Annotated in this window: 1 protein-coding gene; it reads left to right on the forward strand. The window is 70.3% G+C overall.

Going from position 1 to position 256, the window contains the following annotated elements:
- On the forward strand, nucleotides 1-256 hold a 256-nt coding region (locus SB822_RS58805; protein WP_410859337.1), incomplete at both ends, for a DUF885 family protein.

Consider the following 256-nt stretch of genomic DNA (forward strand, 5'->3'; position numbering starts at 1 on the left):
GACAAACAACGCATCAGCGCCGACTACAAGCGCCTGGTCGAGCTGAGGGTCATGCCGGCCTACCGCGCGCTGCGCGGCTTCATCGCCACCGAGTACCTGCCCGCCAGCCGCGCCAGCGACGGCATGGCCGCCCTGCCCGACGGCGCCGCCTGGTACGCCTACAACGTCCGCCAGAGCACCACCTCGGACCTGACCCCGGAGCAGATCCACCAGATCGGCCTGGACGAGGTCGCGCGCATCCACGCGCAGATCGAGG

The organism is Paraburkholderia sp. SIMBA_054, from assembly GCF_046534875.1.
GTDB lineage: Bacteria > Pseudomonadota > Gammaproteobacteria > Burkholderiales > Burkholderiaceae > Paraburkholderia > Paraburkholderia hospita.